At 50.2% G+C, this 17,332-nt stretch carries 11 protein-coding genes and 1 tRNA gene; 3 read left to right on the forward strand and 9 right to left on the reverse strand.

The annotated features are described in order from the left end of the window. Positions 1–2: 2 nt before the first annotated feature. The 3 genes from T433_RS0108610 to T433_RS0108620 form a co-directional block, all read right to left on the reverse strand. On the reverse strand, positions 3–1,745 hold the full coding sequence (locus tag T433_RS0108610; RefSeq protein ID WP_027450053.1) for a glutamine--tRNA ligase/YqeY domain fusion protein: 1,743 nt from the start codon (positions 1,743–1,745) through the stop codon (positions 3–5). A gap of 267 nt (positions 1,746–2,012) precedes the next feature. Beyond that, the gene (gene mltG / locus T433_RS0108615) at positions 2,013–3,044 is read right to left on the reverse strand and encodes an endolytic transglycosylase MltG (RefSeq protein ID WP_027455518.1); all 1,032 of its coding nucleotides are present in this window, start codon (positions 3,042–3,044) and stop codon (positions 2,013–2,015) included. Between the two features lie 140 nt (positions 3,045–3,184). Continuing rightward, positions 3,185–3,267, reverse strand: a tRNA-Tyr gene (locus T433_RS0108620). 440 nt (positions 3,268–3,707) lie between these two features. On the opposite strand from T433_RS0108620, the gene T433_RS0108625 reads away from it, so the two are divergent. Beyond that, positions 3,708–4,361, forward strand: a complete 654-nt coding sequence (locus T433_RS0108625; RefSeq protein ID WP_044109545.1) for an HAD family hydrolase — start codon at positions 3,708–3,710, stop codon at positions 4,359–4,361. Between the two features lie 8 nt (positions 4,362–4,369). Here the strand turns inward: T433_RS0108625 and T433_RS0108630 are convergent, their stop codons facing one another. The 4 genes from T433_RS0108630 to T433_RS0108645 are packed head-to-tail and all read right to left on the reverse strand — an operon-like array spanning position 4,370 to position 9,664. Further along, on the reverse strand, positions 4,370–5,869 hold the full coding sequence (locus T433_RS0108630; protein WP_027450050.1) for a DUF4301 family protein: 1,500 nt from the start codon (positions 5,867–5,869) through the stop codon (positions 4,370–4,372). Positions 5,870–5,910: 41 nt separating this feature from the next. Then, entirely contained in the window at positions 5,911–6,924 is a 1,014-nt protein-coding gene (locus T433_RS0108635) for a sugar kinase (protein WP_027455520.1), read from the reverse strand. A 13-nt stretch (positions 6,925–6,937) separates the two neighbouring features. Beyond that, the gene (locus T433_RS0108640; RefSeq protein WP_027450048.1) at positions 6,938–9,154 is read right to left on the reverse strand and encodes a RelA/SpoT family protein; all 2,217 of its coding nucleotides are present in this window, start codon (positions 9,152–9,154) and stop codon (positions 6,938–6,940) included. A gap of 48 nt (positions 9,155–9,202) precedes the next feature. Then, positions 9,203–9,664 (reverse strand): low molecular weight protein-tyrosine-phosphatase, encoded by a 462-nt coding sequence (locus tag T433_RS0108645; protein WP_044109547.1) that lies wholly within the window; start codon positions 9,662–9,664, stop codon positions 9,203–9,205. A gap of 141 nt (positions 9,665–9,805) precedes the next feature. On the opposite strand from T433_RS0108645, the gene T433_RS0108650 reads away from it, so the two are divergent. Beyond that, positions 9,806–10,225, forward strand: a complete 420-nt coding sequence (locus tag T433_RS0108650; RefSeq protein ID WP_027455522.1) for a rhodanese-like domain-containing protein — start codon at positions 9,806–9,808, stop codon at positions 10,223–10,225. 540 nt (positions 10,226–10,765) lie between these two features. On the opposite strand, the gene carB is transcribed toward T433_RS0108650, so the two are convergent. Continuing rightward, a complete protein-coding gene (gene carB / locus T433_RS0108655; RefSeq protein ID WP_027455523.1) occupies positions 10,766–13,999 on the reverse strand; it encodes a carbamoyl-phosphate synthase (glutamine-hydrolyzing) large subunit in 3,234 nt (1,077 codons plus the stop codon). A 114-nt stretch (positions 14,000–14,113) separates the two neighbouring features. Beyond that, positions 14,114–15,664, reverse strand: coding sequence for a glycoside hydrolase family 10-like protein (locus T433_RS0108660; protein WP_248616505.1), 1,551 nt, complete (start codon positions 15,662–15,664; stop codon positions 14,114–14,116). Between the two features lie 198 nt (positions 15,665–15,862). On the opposite strand from T433_RS0108660, the gene T433_RS0108665 reads away from it, so the two are divergent. Continuing rightward, the gene (locus T433_RS0108665; protein ID WP_027450043.1) at positions 15,863–17,332 is read left to right on the forward strand and encodes a carbon starvation CstA family protein; all 1,470 of its coding nucleotides are present in this window, start codon (positions 15,863–15,865) and stop codon (positions 17,330–17,332) included.

The following is a 17,332-nucleotide window of genomic DNA, read 5'->3' on the forward strand; positions in this document are numbered from 1 at the left end:
GATTAAGATCTAAGACCTACAGTCTTGTTAAATACAGGATGCTCTGGTGTTGAGTCGGGATCCACGTTGAAGTATCCAATGCGCTGGAACTGCAAGTAGCTCAATGGCTGCATGTTAGCTGCAAATGGCTCAATGTAGCATTCCTTGTTTACACTCAGAGAATTGGGGTTGATAATCTGCTTCATGGCCGTCACTGCATCACACTGCTGTGCATCGCGGATAGCAGCCATCTCATCGCGTGGATTCTCAACCTTCCACAGGCGGTCGTACAAACGAACCTCTGCCTTCATCGCGTTGTGGCAGCTCACCCAGTGCAGTGTCTTGCCTTTAATCTTACGATCGGCACCGGGCATACCACTCTTCGTCTCAGGGTCGTAGGTGCAGTAGATGGTGGTCACACGTCCCTCAGCATCCTTGTCGCAGGCATGCTCCTCGTCGCACTTAATGATGTATGCATTCTTCAAGCGCACCTCTTTACCAGGAGCCAGGCGCATGAATTTCTTTTCTGCTACCTCCATAAAGTCATCGCGCTCAATCCACAGTTCACGGCTGAATTCCACGGTGTGTGTGCCGTCTGCCTCGTTTTCGGGGTTATTGATGGCTGTCAGTTGTTCGGTCTGACCTTCAGGATAGTTGGTGATCACAACCTTAACAGGGTCCAGGACTGCGCTGACGCGCTGAGCTCTGCTGTTCAGGTCATCGCGAACCACACTCTCCAAAAGTGCAATGTCGTTCAGACCATCCAGTTTCGTATAGCCAATCTTGTCAATGAACTTTCTTAGACTCTCGGGTGAGTAGCCACGACGACGCAAGCCGCAGATGGTTGGCATGCGAGGATCGTCCCAACCGTTCACCAGGTGTTCGTTGACCAGCGCCAGCAAGTTGCGCTTTGACATCAGCGTGTAGCTCAGGTTCAGCTTGTTGAACTCAGTCTGTCGTGGACGGTTGTCTTCAATATTATCGGTTTCGCCCTTCCATTCCTTCATCCATGTCACGAACAGGTCGTACAAGGGGCGGTGCTCCACAAACTCCAGCGTACACCATGAGTGAGTCACGCCCTCCAGGTAGTCACACTGACCATGGGTGAAGTCGTACATGGGGTAGGCGTTCCATTTGTCGCCAGTCTTCACGTGTGGAATGTTCAGCACGCGGTAGATTAATGGGTCACGGAACAGCATGTTAGGATGTGCCATGTCAATCTTGGCGCGCAGCACCATGCTACCTGGCTCGCATTTTCCGCTGTTCATGAAGTCGAACAAACGAAGGTTCTCTTCAATGGGGCGATCGCGGAATGGTGAGTTTGTACCGGGACTTGTTGTGGTGCCCTTCTGTTGTGCAATAGCTTCAGAGCTCTGCTCGTCAACATATGCTCTTCCCTGTTTGATAAGCCATACGGCAAAGTCCCACAGTTGCTGGAAATAGTCAGATGCATAATAAACATTAGCCCACTGGAAGCCCATCCATTTGATGTCGTGCTCGATGCTCTCAATGTATTCTGTGTCTTCCTTTACGGGGTTTGTATCATCGAAGCGCAGGTTGCATGTGCCGCCATATTTTTTTGCAAGTCCGAAGTCAATGGCAATGGCTTTCGCATGGCCGATGTGCAGGTAGCCGTTTGGCTCTGGTGGGAAGCGTGTTTGCAGTCGTCCACCGTTCTTGCCTGCTGCCAGATCATCCTTTACCATTTGTTCCACGAAGCTAAGACTTTTCTTCTCTTCGTTTTCGTTCAGTGTCTTTTCTTCCATTTCCGTAAGTTGTTTTTTGATTTTGATTGCAAAGGTACAAAATAAATCAGAATATTCGATTTCTTCACCTTATTTATTTATATAAAACAGGCTAAAAAACGGGCATATGTTGAATAACATATCAAAAAGTTTGCATGGTTGACTTATATCAATTATCTTTGCACTCGTTATCCTGAATACAATCTTTTTACCTTAAAAAGACTAATACCTATTGAGATATGCCCTTCGTTGCGAAACGATGGGCATTTCGCTTTTTATACGATGCCTTTATTTGATGCCTCTTTCGTTGAGTGCTTTAGCATAGAGTGCTGCGTTGTGTAGGTGCTCCTGATAGTTGCGGGCAAAAACGTGTGTGCCCGAAAAATCGCTGTTGGCGCACATGTACAGATAGTCGTGCGCTTGGCGGTTGAGCACCGCGTCGATGCCTTTGATGCTTGCCACTTTGATTGGGCCAGGAGGCAGTCCGATGTGTGCATAGGTGTTGTAGGGGCTCTCAACGCTGAGATGGTTGTGGTAGATGCGCTTCAGGTTGAAGTCCTTCAAGGCAAACTTCACCGTGGGATCGGCCTGCAAGGGCATACCGGTCTTCAGTCTGTTCAGGTACATCCCTGCTATCATTGGCTTTTCCGCTGTGTTTGCCGTTTCCTCGTCCACAATACTTGCTAGCGTTGCTACTTCATTAGGAGTCAGTCCCAACTTTTGTGCTTTTTCCTGTCGTTCGTCGGTCCAAAAGGCATCGTGCTCTTTCTGCATGCGCTGCATCAGTTTCTCGAGTGTCATATCCCAGTAAACCTCGTATGTGTTTGGCACGAACATAGCCACGATGGTGGCCGTGTCGTAGCCGTATTTCTCGCAAATCTCTTCTGAAGTCAATGCTTGCACCAGCTCTGTGCTGTCCACCATCAGCTTCTGCGAAAGTCTGCCAGCGAGAAGCTCAGTGGTTCTGGCTTCGGGGATGGTCAGCATCATAGGCTGCTGATGTCCGTTTTTCATGTGGCGGAACACGGTGAAGGTGTTCATTCCTGGTGTGATGAGATATCGTCCTGTTCGTATGTTTTTTTCGTATCCATAGTGTCGGGCCAGCGTGCGGAAACCCGCTAACTGACAACTGTTGGCAATATCTGCAAGTTTCGTGTAAACGGAATCGGGCGTGTCGTCACCATCGATATAGACGAATTGATCTTCGTTGCTTTTAGAGAAAGTACAAAAGAAATAGTAAAAAATGATACTTACGATGATCAGCATCGAGATAGCTGCTGGCCAAAGGTAATATTTGGCTTTTTTCTTATGGTCTTGCATGTGTGTGTATCCCTTTTAAAGTTTTGCAATGCAAAGTTACAGCTTTTTCTGTAATTACGAATACTTTTTGAGGAATTTTCTAATAAAAAATGGATTTGTATGCTTTCTGTAAAAATACCAAAATAAGTGTGAAAGCTAAGTGGGTGCTGATGGATTCGAACCACCGAAGTCGAAAGACAGCAGATTTACAGTCTGCCCCATTTGGCCACTCTGGAAAACACCCGTTTTTCAAAAGCGAGTGCAAAGGTATACATTTTTTTTGATATTAGCAAATGTTTTGGAAATAAAGTTTTGTTTTTCCTCCAATAATGTGCAAATTGTAGCTTTTCCACCTTATATTATTGCAATTATTATCCATTTAACTGCCCATTTAGCAGATTTATGCAGTGAAATGCTTGTTACCTCAATTTTTTTTTGTAATTTCGCATCGCTTTTGAAGAAGTTATTTATATAACGACTCAAAAGGTGTATATAACCATTATTCCCAACCACAGGCCATCTGTGAAGAGGGCTGTGGAAAAATCTTAGTTTTTGTGTTAGTTTCCACCATCCGTGATGGATGGTGGTTCTTTTTATCCAGATTTTCAAATTAATTCGGCAGCTAGTGCCGTTAATCGACTAAATATTTATAACTTTGCACCTCAAATCTAATCATTGGTTCAGATGACGAAAAGCTACGATACATACATTTTTGATCTTGACGGCACCTTGCTGGAGACGTTAGAGGACTTGACTGCCGCCGTGAACTATGCCATGAGAACGCATGGCATGCCCGAACATTCTTTGGCAGATGTGCGCCGCTTTGTAGGTAATGGCGTGAAGATGCTGATGGTTCGTGCAGTACCTTCTGGTGAGGCTAACCCTCAGTTTGAGGCTGCCTTTGCCACGTTTCGTGCCTACTATATGGATCATTCTCTTGATACGACGCGTCCCTATGCCGGCATTCCAGAGTTGTTGGCAGAGTTGAAGAGTAGGGGCAAGCGTATAGCTGTGGTCAGCAATAAGTTCTGTGCTGCTACGCAGTCGCTCTGTCGTCATTTCTTCCCCGACACCGTCGAGGTGGCCATTGGTGAACACGAATCAGAAGGCATCCGCAAGAAACCTGCCCCCGACACCGTGATAGAAGCCCTCAAACAACTGGGTGTGGGAAAAGAGAATGCTGTGTATGTGGGCGACAGCGAGGTCGATCTGCAGACAGCTCGCAATGCTGGTCTGCCCTGTATCAGTGTGCTTTGGGGTTTCCGCGATCGTGACCTTCTGAAAGAAAATGGAGCAACCACCTTTGTAGCTGCTCCATTGGATATCTTGTCTTTATAACGCAACGATTACTGATGCTGTTCGCGCAGCAGGTCGTTGACCGTTTTCACGGGGTTGAACGTACCCAGAGGTACTTCCACGAAGACGGTTGACCAGTTGCTCATGGCACCATTCCAGAGGCCAGGCAACTCAAGTGCTTTCAGCTCTTTGCCGCTCTTTGACTTGCTAGAGATGAAACCAGTGGTCTTGTCAACGAAGTCGGGCAGGTTGAATGGCTTGCCCTGATAGTCCTTGACAGCGCAAACCAGGTCAACGGGGTTGAAGTGTGTGCCCTGGGTGAACATCTTCATGTACTCAGCATTGTTGGTGTCAATCTGTGAACTCTCCAGAATCTGCAGAGACACGGTGCCATCCTGATTGTAGGTGAGGAATGGACCACCGCCAGGCTCGCCCACGTTCTTCACCACGCCGCACACGCGCATGGGGCGGTTGAGTTTGCTTCTCAGGTAGGCAGCGTCCACCTTGTTGTTCTTAGGATTGGTGCAAAGGCACTTCTCTACAAACTGTGCAATCTCGGCGATCTGTGCGTCTGTTGGGTTGCTGTCCAACTGGCGCAGATACTCGAATGCCTTTTTCTGCAGCGTTACCAGCACACCAGCGATGACCTGCTTCCACTCTACGGTCTCGGGCTTCAGGCGGTCGGGCACCACGTTGTCGATGTTCTTCACAAAGATGACGTCAGCCTCGATCTCGTTGAGGTTCTCGATCAGCGCACCATGACCACCGGGACGGAACAGCAGTGAGCCGTCGGCCTCGCGGAAAGGTGTGTTGTCAGGATTAGCTGCAACGGTATCTGTAGAAGGCTTCTGCTCCGAGAAGGTGATGTCGTATTTGATGCCATATTTCTTGGCAAAGCCGTCGGCCTTCTCTGCCACTTTCTGCTTGAAGAACTCCAGGTGGTCGTGGCTCACGGTGAAGTGCACATGGGCCTCACCATTAGAGGCTGCATAGAGTGCCCCCTCTACCAGATGTTCCTCCATAGGTGTGCGAGCACCTTCAGCATATTTGTGGAACAGCAGCATGCCCTTTGGCAGTTGACCGTAGTTCAGACCTTCTTTCTTCAGCATGTTGGCAGCCACTGCCTTGTAGTTGCCCTCGGCCATCAGTGTCTTGATGTCCTTGCCTTCGTTTTCTATGCAGACCTGGTTCAGGGCTTCATAGAAGGCAAACTTCTCAATGTCGTTGAAGTATTTCTTCTCGAAATCGGTGGTAGGCACGTCGTAGTCGGCATCCACAAATGCAAACATGTTCTTGAACATGCGGCTGGCAGCACCACTAGCGGGTACGAACTTCACCACGCGGTGTCCTTCTGCCTTATAGTCTTCCCAAGCTTTTACATACGACTGACGCTCATCTGCTGAGGGGGCCAGAATGCCATTGCCCACGGCAGCGGCAGCCTCCAGACGCAGGAAGGGGAAGCCTGTTTCAAATTCTTTTAGTTGGGTTTCAATCTGCTCCTGGCTGATGCCACGTTGAGCAATCTGTTGCAAGTCTTTTTCTGATAGCATAGTTTCTTATTATATATAAGCGGGTTAAAAATATTCTTTGCCTATAGCAGCGCAGTGATTTCCTCGTCGGTGGCCAGGTTGAAGTCACCGGGAATGGTGTTCTTGAGTGTCGAGGCTGCCAGCGAGTAGTTGAGCTGCATCTGACTGTCGTCGGGGTAGGCCCTGAGGGCATGCAGCATGCCAGCCATGAAGGCGTCGCCTACGCCCGAGGCATCCACCACACCGTTGATGTCGTTGATAGGCGCCTTGAGCAGTTCACCGTCGGTCCACAGCAGCGCCGTGAGCAGGTGGTGGTTGGAGGCCACGATGTTTCGCATGCCCATCAGCCATTTCTTACAGCGTGGAAACTCCTTGTGAAGGTCGTCGAACCAGGCGCGATATTCGTCCATTTGCATCTGAAAACTGGAGTCCGTGGCCGTGAAGGGAGGTTGCTTGCGCTGACAGAGAAACTCAAATTCGATGGCATCTCCAAACATCAGGTCGCAGCGCGAGAGGATGCGCCTCAGCGTCTGGCGTGGGTCGGCACCATACTGCCATAGGTTCTTGCGGTAGTTGATGTCGAAGGCCACCTTGACACCCAGTTCGTCGGCAATGTCGAGGGCTTCGAAGGTGGCGTCGGCCGAACTCTGCGAGATGGCAGCCGTGATGCCCGATATATGCAGCACGGCGGCATCTTTCAGGATCTCGCGCCAGGGAATCATGCCGGGCTTTATCTCCGAGCAGGCCGAACCGGCACGGTCGTAGATCACTTTAGCCGAGCGCATGCCTGCAGCCGGTTCCATGTAGTATGTGCCTATGCGCTGACCACCAAAGAGGATGTGTCGGCAGTCAACACCCAGTTGCATCAGGTTCTGTATGCCGGTATGTCCAACAGGTGTGTCGGGCAGGCGAGTGACGTATTGCACGTCGTTGCCTAGCATCGCCAGCGACACAGCCACATTAGCCTCGCTACCCCCGTATTTACTGGTGAAGTAGTCGCCTTGCGACAGTCGTTGGTGATCTTGTTTTGAGAATCGCAGCAGCAGTTCTCCAAAAGTCACGAATTTAGTTTTCATTGTTGTGTGTGGGTTATATTCTTTCAACCTGTTTCACGCCTTTCACGGTGCGCAGCTTTTTGATGAGCGCTTCCAGGCGGGTGTTGTCGTTGATCATGATGACCAGGTTGCCACGGAACAGTCCGTCGTTAGAGTCGATGTTGATGCTGCGCAGCACCAGTCGCTCGTCTTTCGAGATAATCGACGTGAGGTTGTTGACAATGCCCAGGTCGTCGTTGCCGATGATGCGTAGCGTGATGGCATACTGGCTCGAGCCCTTGCCGCTCCATCTTGCCCTGACCACGCGATAGCCAAAGCGGCGGCGCATCTCGGGCGCATTCGGACAGTCGCAACGGTGAATCTTGATACCGCCGTTCACGGTGACAAAGCCAAACACCTCGTCGCCATAGATGGGATTGCAGCAGTGGGCCAACTGGTAGTCAACGCCCTTCAGGTCTTTGCCGATGACGAGCACGTCGTCGGCAACCTGCGTGTTGGGGTTGGCAAACTTCGAGTCTTCCAGTGTGAACTCCTCGGCCGAACGCGCGATGTTGTCGCCCGTGATGACCTTCTCGCCTTGCTGCAGTTCCAGGTATTTGTCGAACACGGTCTGCACTTCCAGTGTCTCGCGGGCAATGTCGCGATAGAAGTCGCTGGCCTCTTTGTAGCCCAACTTCTTCATCGTGCGCATCATCAGGCTCTCGTCCTGTTCTATCTTGCGGTTGCGGAACTTACGTTCTAGCATTTCCTTCACCAGCAGCGCCTCTTTCTGTTGGGTCTCCTTCAGGGCCAGTCTAATTTTGGCCTTGGCTCTCGAGGTCTTGACGATGTTGAGCCATTCCTGTTTAGGATACTGCGTAGAGGAAGTGATGATCTCCACCTGGTCGCCCGAGTGCAGTTCCTGGCGGAATGTCACCACCTTATTATTAATGCGCGCGCCCGTGCAAGCCGATCCCACCTTCGAGTGGATGTGGTAGGCCATGTCGAGCACGGTGGCACCTTTGGGGAATTTCAGCAGGTCGCCCTTGGGTGTGAACACATAGATCTCATCGTCGTAGAGGTCCATCTTAAACTGATCCATGGCCTCTATGCCGCTCGACTCCTCCAGCATCTGGCGGATGCCGTTGAGCCACTCGTCCATGCCGCCTTCGGCCTTCACGCCCTTGTAGCGCCAGTGGGCAGCCACACCGCGCTCGGCGATGTCGTCCATGCGCTCGGTGCGTATCTGCACCTCTACCCATTTCTGCTCGGGTCCCAGCACGGTGATGTGCAGACTCTCGTAGCCGTTGGTCTTTGGCACGGTGAGCCAGTCGCGCATGCGCTTGGGGTTAGAGGTGTACATATCGGTGATCAGTGCAAACGTCTGCCAGCATTGCTGTTTCTCTTTCTCTATCGGACAGTCGATGATGATGCGGATGGCAAAGAGGTCATAGACGCCCTCGAAGGCACACTTCTGCTTCTTCATCTTCTGCCAGATGGAATGGATGGACTTGGTGCGTCCCTTCATGTGGAACTTCAGACCGGCCTCGATGAGCTTCTTCTCGATAGGCGCAATGAAGTTTTTGATATAAGCATCACGCGCACTTTTGGTGGCGTTCAGCTTCTCGCGAATCATGTAGTAGGCGTCGTGCTCCAGGTACTTCAGTGACAGGTCCTCCAGTTCGCTCTTCAACTTGTATAGACCCAGCTTGTGGGCCAGTGGGGCATAGAGGTAGGCTGCCTCTTCCGAGACCTCGCGTTTGCCGGCTTCGTTGTCTGAGTCGCGTATCTGTCGCATCAGGTTCACGCGGTCGGCAATCATGATCAGAATCACACGCATGTCCTCGGCAAACGAGAGCAGCAGATTGCGGAAATTCTCGCTTTCAATGACGGGGTTCTTCTTGTAGAGCTCCTGTATGCGCAGCAAGCCGTGCAGGATGCGTCCCACGGACTCACCGTAGTTCTCGCTCACCTCGTCGATGGTGGTGTACTCGGCCTCGATGCTGGGATAGAGCAGGACGGCGATGACCGCATCCCTGCGCAGTCCTATCTCGTCGACCACAAGCAGGGCTGTCTGGACAGCAGTGATGATGGGGTTCAGCCCGAATACGTTGCGATGCACGATGTTCTGACTGATGAGCTCCATCAGGTGACTGCGTAACTTCTCCTCATCGGCAGGTTCCAGTGTCGATATGATTTTGTCCTTCAGCTCAGCATAGAGCTGCAGGGCAAGCTCGCGTTCGGGTGCTGTAAATTCTAATAGTTCTGTCATATCCGCCACAAAGGTAGGAAAAAAATAGTATAATGCGTTAGCTTTTAGCTAATTTTTAACGATACTCCTCAGCAGATCGGTGCATCCCTCCAGCACATCATTCCACGTGGCCTCAAAGTTGCCGGTGTACCAAGGGTCGGCTACCTCGCCGGGACGCACCGTGAAATCCATCAGGCGGTGAATCTTCTCGTCGGGGTCGTCGCCACAGATGCGCTTCATGTTGCGTATGTTCCAGTCGTCCATGCCCACCAGCAGGTCAAAGCGCATATAGTCCTGTCGGGTCATCTGTCGTGCCGTCTTTCCCTTGCACGAGATGCCGTGCTCGGCCAGCTTCCGCTTGGCCGGTGGATAGACCTCGTTGCCAATCTCCTCGGTCGAGGTAGCTGCCGACTCGATGTAGAACGAATCCTCAAGACCGGCATCGGCAACGATTTTCTTCATCACAAATTCGGCCATAGGACTGCGGCAGATATTACCGTGGCAGACAAAGAGTATCTTGGTTTGTTTCATATCTAATATTGCGTGTTTCTTCGTTTTTTACATGCAAAGATAGCGTATTTTGGTCTAATAATGCGCTTTTTTCGCAGAATGTTTTGGCTTTTGACCGAAAATGCTTACTTTTGCACCATAATCTTTTGATGTTTAAAACCTATGAATCGATCTAATAAGTTGACACTTGTTCTACTGCTGACCATTGTCCTTGGGGTGGCATGGGTGCTCCGTGGTCATAACACTCCCTGCAAGGACTACAAAACCGTTGATGTGGAAGCCTTTCATCGCCTCATTTCGGGTTCCGACAGTGTGGTGCTGCTCGATGTCTGTACTGCCTCTGAATATGAGGATGCCTATCTGAAAGGCTCGTTGCTCATCGACTACAAAGCCGATTCCTTTAAGTCTGCAGCCCTCAGTCGGTTGCCCAAAAACAAGACCATCGCTGTTTATTGTCGCAGCGGTATCAGAAGTGCCTCTGCTGCAGAGTTCCTGTCTAAGGAAGGCTACAAGGTTGTAAACATGGAAGGCGGCACCGATGCCTGGATAGAAGCAGGCAAGCCCGTGCTCAGTAAGAATTAAATTCCCTCATATAATACCCCCATTTTAGTGCCACTTTTCTCCGAGAATAGTGGCACTTTTCTATGAGAATAGCAGCACTTCTCTAAGAGGATAGTGGCACTATTCCTGATGAAAAGCGTAACTGTTCTATTCCAATAGTTACGCTATTGTCTTGCAATAGTGGCACTTTTGTCTTGCAATAGTGGCACTTTTGATCCCGATCTAGAGTCTAGAATACTCCATTCTAGGGGCTAGATCGACTGATTCTAGAGTCTAGAACGACCGATTCTAGGGTCTAGAATTATGTGTTCCAGGGGCTAGAACCGACAGCATACTGCCACTCTTAGTGTTTAAAGGCATTGGTATTGATACCTGAAAGCGCCAGTATTGATGTGCAAAAGTGCTGGTGTCGATTCGGAATAGGCCCATTATTCCAACTGTTCTGTCTGGGGGAGTGTATATCAGACAGGCGGTTTCAATATAAAAGATAAAGCGGGAAAAAACAAAAAGCGGATGTGCTCAGTAATGAACACATCCGCTTTGCTTTAGATGGTCTAGAGTTTAGTTGTTATATTCTTGCCAACTCTTAATCTTGATGTCGCTCTCGTCGATGGCTGTGAAGGCCTCGATGAAGGCCTTGGCCAGACGAACATTGGTCATCAAGGGCGTGTTGTGGTCGATGGCACCGCGACGAATGCGGTAGCCATTAGTCAGCTCACGCTTAGAGTGGTTTTTGGGTACGTTGACAATCAAGTCGAACTTATGATCGGCAATCATCTTCATCACGTTGTTGTCGCCCTCTTCATCAGGCCATGCCACTGACTTGGCAGCAATGCCATTGTCGTTGAAGAAACGAGCAGTACCTGGTGTGGCATAAACCTCGAAGCCCTGCTTTACCAACTGCTTGGCAGGCTCCAACAGGCTCACCTTGCCCTTAGCAGCACCGCTAGAGATGAGGATGGCGCCACCCTTCTTAGGTACACGATAGCCAGTGGCAATCAGGGCGTTGAGCAATGCCTCGTTGAGGTCGTCGCCCAGACAGCCCACCTCACCGGTTGACGACATGTCAACACCCAGTACGGGGTCGGCATTCTGCAGACGGGCAAACGAGAACTGAGAGGCCTTCACGCCGATGCGGTCGATGTCGAACTCTGACTTGTCGGGACGAGAGTAGGGGGCATCCAGCATGATCTTGGTGGCTGTCTCGATGAAGTTGCGCTTCAGAATCTTTGAAACGAAGGGGAACGAACGAGAAGCACGGAGGTTACACTCGATAACCTTCACCTCGCGGTTCTTGGCCAGGAACTGAATGTTGAATGGTCCGCTGATGTTCAGCTCGGCAGCAATGCGACGAGCGATCTTCTTGATCTGACGGATGGTAGAGAAGTAGATGTGCTGAGCGGGGAACACCATGGTGGCATCGCCCGAGTGAACACCGGCATACTCTACGTGTTCAGAGATGGCATACTCGATGACCTCACCCTTGTCGGCTACGGCGTCGAACTCAATCTCCTTGGTCTCGGTCATGAACTTAGACACTACAACGGGGAACTCCTTAGACACCTCGGTAGCCATGTTGAGGAAGCGGTGCAGCTCCTCCTCGTCGTAGCAGACGTTCATGGCAGCACCAGAGAGTACGTAAGAAGGACGCACCAGTACGGGGTAGCCTACCTCTGCTACGAACTCCTTGATATCGTCGAACGAAGTCAGCGCACGCCATGCAGGCTGGTCGATGCCCAGCTTGTCGAGCATAGCTGAGAACTTGTCGCGGTTCTCTGCACGGTCGATGTCCACTGGCGAGGTGCCCAGCACGGGAACACCACGGCGGTGCAACTTCATGGCGAGGTTGTTAGGAATCTGTCCGCCCACGCTGACGATGACGCCGCGAGGCGACTCCAGTTCGATGACGTCGAGCACGCGCTCCAATGACAACTCGTCGAAGTAGAGGCGGTCGCACATATCATAGTCGGTAGATACGGTCTCGGGGTTGTAGTTCACCATGATAGACTTGTAGCCCAGTTTGCGAGCGGTGTTGATGGCGTTGACAGAACACCAGTCAAACTCTACCGACGAACCGATGCGATAGGCACCAGAACCCAGTACGATCACCGACTTCTCGTTGTGATAGTAGGCGATGTCGTGCTGTACGGTGGGCAGGTAGGTGAAGTACAGATAGTTGGTCAGTTCGGGATGCTCAGAAGCAACCGTTGGGATGCGCTTCACAGAGGGCTGGATGCCACGGCTCTGGCGATAGCTGCGCACCTCCAGGTTCTCCTTCTCCATGTTGCCAGTCTCGGGCTTCAGGACGAAGCGGGCAATCTGGAAGTCGCTGAAGCCGGCCTGCTTCACTTCGAGCAGCAGGGCATCGGGCAAGTCTTCCATCTTGTTGTAGGTCTGCAACTGGTGCTTCAGGTCCACGATGTGCTTCAGGCGCTCCAGGAACCAGGGGTCAATCTTGGTAAGCTCTTCGATGCGCTCAATGGTGTAACCCTCTTCCAGTGCCTGTGCAATGGCAAAGATACGCAGGTCGGTGGGGTTCTGGAGTGCGTCGTCGAGGTCTTCGAACTTGGTGTGGTCGTTGCCCACGAATCCGTGCATGCCCTGACCAATCATGCGCAAGCCCTTCTGAATCATCTCTTCAAAGCTGCGGCCGATAGACATGATCTCGCCCACAGACTTCATCGAAGAACCGATCTGACGGCTTACACCAGCAAACTTGGTAAGGTCCCAACGAGGAATCTTACAAATCATATAGTCGAGTGAGGGAGCTACATAAGCACTGCTGGTGGTGCCCATCTCGCCAATCTGGTCGAGGGTGTAGCCCAATGCAATCTTTGCTGCTACGAAAGCCAGAGGATAACCTGTAGCCTTTGATGCCAGAGCAGAAGAACGAGACAGACGAGCATTGATCTCAATGATGCGATAGTCGTTGGTCGTGGCATTGAAGGCAAACTGGATGTTGCACTCGCCAATGATGTTCAGGTGGCGTACGCAACGGATGGTGATGTCCTGCAGCATCTTGACCTGCTCTTCAGTCAGCGAACAGGTGGGTGCTACCACGATAGACTCACCGGTGTGGATGCCCAGGGGATCGAAGTTCTCCATTGAGGCCACGGTGAAGCAACGGTCGTTGGCATCACGGATGCACTCAAACTCAATTTCCTTCCAGCCTTTCAGAGACTCCTCTACCAAGATCTGTGGTGCAAAGGTGAAAGCACTCTCTGCCAACTCCTTGAAGGCGGCTTCGTCAGGACAGATACCCGAGCCAAGACCACCCAGTGCATAGGCAGAACGAATCATGATGGGGAAGCCAATCTCGTGGGCTGCCTTCAGCGCGTCGTCCATGTTCTCTACAGCATGGCTGACGGGCGTCTTCAGCTCAATCTCATCGAGCTTCTTCACAAAAAGGTCACGGTCCTCAGTGTTCATGATCGCTTCAACACTGGTGCCAAGCACCTCGACGCCGTATTCCTTCAGTGTGCCATTCTGATACAGCTCAGTACCGCAGTTCAGAGCTGTCTGTCCACCAAATGCCAAGAGGATACCATCGGGGCGTTCCTTCTTGATGATCTCGGTGACGAAATGAGTGTTGACGGGCTGGAAATAGACCTTGTCGGCGATGCCTTCTGAGGTCTGGATGGTGGCGATGTTGGGGTTTACCAACACGCTCTTGATACCTTCCTCGCGCAGGGCTTTCAATGCCTGCGAACCAGAGTAGTCGAACTCACCTGCTTGTCCAATCTTTAGTGCACCTGAACCGAGCACTAGTACCTTTTTGAGTTTTTTAATTGCCATAATTTCTTTATTATCCTTTGGGTTTACGATTCCGTGTGCAAAGTTACTTAATTCTTCCGAATTATAAGAAAAAGGGGAACGAAAAAATATAATATTATTTTCCGTTCCCTTTTCTTAAGGTCTTTTAATGGTTAAGAAACCAATGCGATGATTACGTCCGTTGCGACCTAAAGAGCGCAATTGATAGATGCCGTTAGGAATCTTCTTTACGTCTAAAGTCCTGGTGTAAGGAATAATCGTAATCGTCTGACCTTGAAGTGTTTCTATAATGATATACTTAGCGTCCAGTGTGTTCTCTTTTGTAGGAAGTACGAATACATTTCCTTCGGAGAAGAACTGGTCTGGACCTGTGGATTGACGTGGTGTCTGAGTAGCCTTTCCGTGATGTAATTGTATGGACTTACTCTCGATGCCAAAGCGGTTCATGGCCGTGACGGCATAGTACTTATGGGCTGGCACCTGAATGGATGTTTTGGTCTGTCGCACGGCTACCAGGTTTTCTGCCTTGGTGATATCTACTGGATAGGTGTCGGAGGCATAGACATTGTATAATAAATATGGAGCACCACTGTCGTCGTGAGCAGCTCCCCAGTGCAGTCGAGTGCCTTCGAGCGATAGCGATTTAGGGGCGCTGGGCACCGACTTTGTGGCCCATGTCATAGGTGGTACCAATGCCGGTGTGGCATCAAAAGCACGGGCGTAATCGTAGATGCCCTTCGTGTTGTCGGTGAAGAACTTTGAGCGGAAGTAGCAGTGGCCCACACCAATCTGTCGGCACACGTTCATCTGGCGTGCCACCTGATCCAGTTCCCATTTGCCCTCTTTAGGATCCAGGAAATAGATGCCCAAGCCCGGCACGATGAGTCGGCCGTTGCTGTTCTCTTTCCAGTCGATGGCAAAGGGGAAGAAGTTGTTGTCGCGGAAGTACATCATGGGGAAGAGCTCGTCCATCAGACCTTCCTTCAGCCATAGTTGTGCATCTTGCGATACGGCAGTATGGGCATTCCAGCCACCGGCAGAGTAGCGTCTCAGATTGTCGTATTTGCCTATTGGCGAGCACGAGAACTTGATCCATGGCTTGCGGGGCTTGATGCTATGGCTAATCTTTCTCACGATGTCTGTGATGTAGTTGCGTCGCTGCTGAATGGTCTTCTTGGCCTTCAGTTTGGTAGGCCACGTCTCAGGATAACGGATGTAGTCCAGGTGGATGCCGTCAACGTCGTAGTTGTCCACAATCTCGCGGCATATCTTCACCAGATAATCACCCGTCAGGGTGTTTTCGGGGTCCATGAAACCATCGTCGCCAATGCGCTTGACCAGGTTGGGGTGTTTCTGACGCATGGTCTTACAGCCAATCTTGTTCCAGTTGCCCATGGGGATGGTGACTACCCATGCGTGGCATTCCATGCCTCGCTCGTGACAAAGGTCGATGCAGAGCTTCAGAGGGTCATAGCCGGGATTCTTGCCGGGGGTGCCTGTCAGGCAGGTCTCCCAAGGCTCATACTTCGATGGGTACATGGTGGTGCCCCTGACACGAGCTTGAAATAAGACCGTGTTGATGCCAGCCGCTTTCAGTTGGTCGAGAATACTGATCATCTCAAGTTTCTGGGCCTTCTGTCCGGAAGATCTGGGCCAGTCGATGCCACCAATGGTGGTCAGCCACATAGCGCGGACTTCGTGTTTGGGAGAAGAGGAAAATTGGGCTTTTGTTGGTTGGATAGTAAGCAAACCAACAAGTAGTATGAATAGAATGAAACGATATCTCATTATTATTATTAAAATTTCGTGCAAAGTTAGGCTTTTTTTTTCATATTTCAAATAAAAATAGTACTTTTGCATTGCTAATTCACAAAAATAAGCAAAATGATTACGTTTGTTGTGAGCCTCGTGGCTCTTGTTTTGGGCTATTTTATTTATGGTCGCTTTGTGGAGCGTATCTTTGGTCCAGATGATCGTCAAACGCCTGCAGTGGCAAAGGCAGATGGCGTAGATTTTATGGTTTTACCGGGTTGGAAGATCTTCATGATTCAGTTTCTGAATATTGCGGGTACCGGACCTATCTTCGGAGCTATCATGGGTGCTAAGTTTGGTCCTGCGGCTTACTTATGGATTGTATTAGGATGTATTTTTGCTGGTGCTACGCATGATTACTTGAGTGGTATGCTCTCTATTCGTAATGGCGGTGCCAACTTGCCTGAGATTATCGGACGTTATTTGGGTAATGTACCTAAGCAAGTGATGCTTATTTTCTCTGTGTTCTTACTTATGATGGTAGGCGCAGTGTTTGTTTACAGTCCGGCTTCTCTGCTTCAGAATTTGTTCCATACAGAGGGCACACAACTTGCTTTCCTCAGTAATAGTACTTTCTGGATTGTGGTAATATTCCTCTATTACCTGATTGCTACGATGATGCCAATTGATAAGATTATTGGAAAAGTGTATCCACTCTTTGCCTTCTCCTTGCTGTTTATGGCAGTGGCATTCCTGGTGATGCTATTCATCAAGCAGCCCGACATTCCAGAACTGTGGGAAGGGGTAGGCGAAGCTTCGCTGACCACAAAGAATATATTCCCATGTTTATTTATTACAATTGCTTGCGGCGCTATCAGTGGCTTCCATGCAACACAGAGTCCGTTGATGGCTCGTTGTGTGAAACATGAGAAAATGGGACGTCCTATTTTCTATGGTTCCATGATTACAGAAGGCTTCGTAGCGCTCATTTGGGCTACGGTGGCCATGTATTTCTTCTATAATGAACCTGTTGCAGGTTATCAGCAAATGGAGGGCGGTGAGGCTATTATCAGTAAGGCTCCTGCTATTGTAAATATGGTGAGCGAGAACTGGTTAGGCGTGTTTGGTAGTGTCTTGGCTATCCTTGGTGTGGTGGCAGCACCCATCACCAGTGGTGATACGGCTCTACGTTCTGCTCGTCTGATTATTGCTGACTTCATCCGTCTGGAACAGAGAAGCATACGTAAGCGTCTCTATGTATGTATACCTATGTTCTTGGCAGTTATAGCTTTACTCATCTGGCAGATGGCTAATCCAGATGGATTCGATGTGATCTGGAGTTGGTTTGGTTGGAGCAACCAGACATTGTCTGTCTTTACATTGTGGGCTATCACGGTCTATTTGGTTCGTGAGAAGAGAAATTGTTTGGTTACTTTTATCCCAGCCGTATTTATGACTACGGTATGTGTAACTTATCTGCTTTCAGAGCAGGCATTCCATTTGGAAACTGAATATGCTGGAGTTATTGCTGCATTAACGGCGATACTCTCTGCCGCATGGTTCATTATCTGGTTAGCAAATTATCGTAAAACCCTAAAATAA

Origin of the sequence: Xylanibacter brevis ATCC 19188, assembly GCF_000621725.1 — a bacterium.
In the GTDB taxonomy this organism is placed as follows: Bacteria; Bacteroidota; Bacteroidia; order Bacteroidales; family Bacteroidaceae; genus Prevotella; species Prevotella brevis.